Raw genomic sequence first — 1,471 nt, forward strand, 5'->3', positions numbered from 1 at the left:
TAGGCTACATCGCAATTAATTCATTAAAGTAATTTCTTGACCATTACTTAAATTTTCTATTTTGTCAAAATAAATACGTGTATTATTTTTAATATAATTTTGTTCTGATTCTGTTTCACTTGATATAACTTTATCTATCTTATCTTCTATTTCTTTTTCATTATATTCTAAATCATAACCAGTAAATTTTGGTTCTATTTCATCAATAATACTAACTTTCATCGTACTATAAAAATAAAAAACACTTCCTATTAATGCACCAATAATTGCCATAATTACTAATTTTGCTTTACTCATTTTATATCTTTATTATACATAAATAAAAGTTCTTTTAAAAGAACTTTTATTTGCTTATTAGTTTTTTTTATTAACCTAATTATATATTGTAATAAAGGTTATCCTAATGATAGGAGGACATAAAATGAAAAATCAATATATACTTAAAGAATTTATTGCTAACAGAATACGCATTATTAGAAAGAGTAAAAATTTAAGTCAAGAAGAACTATCAGAAAGGGCCTATTTAGATATAAAATATGTAAATAAATTAGAAAATTTAAGAAATAATATAAAAATAGATACATTAGAACAATTGTTAACTGCTCTTGATATAAGCTATCAAGATTTTTTTAACTTTGAAAATCCTTCTGTATCAGAAAATGAAGAAAAAATATTATCTTTATTAAAACAACTTCCTAACCATAAACAAGATAAAATAAATTCAGCTTTAATTACATTATTAGAAAATTATAAAGATTAAAAAATAGAAACATTGATATAATAAGTACTCAAACTTAATCATCAATGTTTCTATTTGATATTCAATTATACTCTAATATAATGACTGCCATCATCAGTTCGTTTTAAATAATCTTCATCTACTAGATAACGACGAATAATCGCATAATCGTCATAAATATTTTTTATTATTTCATTCACTTCTTTTTCATTATAAGTCTTATCTTTATCAAAAAAACTGATTATATATCGACTAATTTCATCTTTTGCTTTCTTTTTCTTAGGAAATATAATTAATTTTCCATCTCGCAAATAATTATTTAATACCATAATCGTATCCTTTACAATTTTAGTTTTTATTTTTTCTACGATATAAAGCTAACGCTGATAATATTAATCCTACTGATGTAATATTTGATGAAACAGACGATGATATACCTGTATCTGGTAAAGATTTCACTACAGTACCTAATCTCTTCTCATCAGTACTCATAGATACTATACTCATATTAGTATCTTGTAATTCTTTTGAATGATTAATGTTTTCAACTTTATGATTTAATATCGATTTCATTGTATTAGTTACTGTTGTACGATCAATATTTTCAGATTTCACTTCTTGTTTAGATTCTACTAGCACTTGTTTTTTAGTTTCTTGGTGTTTTAATTCTAATTGTTTTTGTTTATCCGTTTTTTTATTTACTTGTGCTTGACGTTCTTTTTCTGCTTGAGC

General features: G+C 23.0%; 4 protein-coding genes. 1 reads left to right on the forward strand and 3 read right to left on the reverse strand.

What is annotated here, in order from left to right; genetic code table 11:
* Positions 1-15: 15 nt before the first annotated feature.
* Positions 16-297 carry a hypothetical protein gene (locus tag AC5EAH_RS08070; RefSeq protein WP_493494266.1) on the reverse strand — a complete coding sequence of 94 codons (282 nt, stop codon included), beginning with the start codon at positions 295-297 and terminating at the stop codon, positions 16-18.
* 124 nt (positions 298-421) lie between these two features.
* Here AC5EAH_RS08070 and AC5EAH_RS08075 point away from each other — a divergent pair, with 124 nt between their 5' ends.
* A complete protein-coding gene (locus AC5EAH_RS08075; protein ID WP_493494267.1) occupies positions 422-760 on the forward strand; it encodes a helix-turn-helix domain-containing protein in 339 nt (112 codons plus the stop codon).
* Between the two features lie 65 nt (positions 761-825).
* Here the strand turns inward: AC5EAH_RS08075 and AC5EAH_RS08080 are convergent, their stop codons facing one another.
* The gene (locus tag AC5EAH_RS08080; RefSeq protein WP_493494268.1) at positions 826-1,068 is read right to left on the reverse strand and encodes a DUF2087 domain-containing protein; all 243 of its coding nucleotides are present in this window, start codon (positions 1,066-1,068) and stop codon (positions 826-828) included.
* A gap of 19 nt (positions 1,069-1,087) precedes the next feature.
* Positions 1,088-1,471, reverse strand: a 384-nt coding sequence (locus AC5EAH_RS08085; RefSeq protein ID WP_493494269.1) for an LPXTG cell wall anchor domain-containing protein, incomplete at its 5' end; no start/stop codon positions are given.

It is taken from the genome of Staphylococcus sp. B1(2026) (genome assembly GCF_058895785.1).